Annotated in this window: 1 protein-coding gene; it reads right to left on the bottom strand. The window is 60.3% G+C overall.

Going from position 1 to position 411, the window contains the following annotated elements; genetic code table 11:
- Positions 1–411 (bottom strand): RHS repeat protein (locus BEB42_RS25990; protein ID WP_172954560.1); only part of this gene is annotated, 411 nt, incomplete at both ends.

The raw sequence follows: 411 nt of genomic DNA, 5'->3' as shown, positions 1-411 counted from the left end.
GACATTCACCCGCCCGCGTTCGTCGTAGCCGGTGCGCTGTGATATGCCGTCCGGGCTGAAGATACCCGTCAGCCTGCCGGATTTGTCATACGCGTACTGCGTTTTCCCTTCCGGGGCGATGATTTCAGCCAGGCGGCCTGCGGCGTCCCGGCTGTAGAGGATAGTTTCCTCCAGGCCGTTAACCCTGGCGGTACACAGGCCATCGGCATCATAACGGTAACGCCAGACCACGCCGCCCCAGTCACGCTCTTCCGTCACCCGGCCACAGTTGTCCAGAATATAAAGATAAGACTCGCCCTGCGGGTTTATCACCTCCGTCAGTTGCAGCGTGTCCTTATCATAGCGGTACTGCCAGCGGTGACCTTCGCCGTCCGTTCGCGCCACCGGCAAATCGAACGGGCCGTATTCCAT

The sequence above is a fragment of the Escherichia sp. MOD1-EC5990 genome (genome assembly GCF_002965285.1).
In the GTDB taxonomy this organism is placed as follows: Bacteria; Pseudomonadota; Gammaproteobacteria; order Enterobacterales; family Enterobacteriaceae; genus Escherichia; species Escherichia coli_F.
The sequence above is the reverse complement of the archived record's forward strand: the minus strand, read 5'-3'. Positions and strand labels throughout refer to the sequence as shown.